The following is a 234-nucleotide window of genomic DNA, read 5'->3' as shown; positions in this document are numbered from 1 at the left end:
AGTGAATTACAGAAAATGGTCCACGGCAAAATTTTCGGCCAATCACCAAGTATCGATCTAGATGTAGAATTAAAACGCCAAAAACAAGTATTAGAAGCAATTCAAGCTGGCCTTGTTCAATCGGCACATGATGTTGCTGAAGGTGGTTTAGCAGTTGCAATTTCTGAAAGTGCAATTGGTGCTAACGGTTTAGGTGCTACTGTGAAATTAGACGGTGAAGCAACGGCGGTATTA

The 234-nt window shown here is 41.0% G+C and carries 1 protein-coding gene; it reads left to right on the top strand.

Features of this window, described 5'->3' with window-relative positions:
- Positions 1–234 (top strand): AIR synthase-related protein (locus JDS96_RS31570; protein WP_242480050.1); only part of this gene is annotated, 234 nt, incomplete at both ends.

Origin of the sequence: Bacillus cereus group sp. N21, from assembly GCF_016483395.1 — a bacterium.
Lineage (GTDB): Bacteria > Bacillota > Bacilli > Bacillales > Bacillaceae_G > Bacillus_A > Bacillus_A pseudomycoides.
This window is presented reverse-complemented; position numbering and strand designations above follow the sequence as displayed.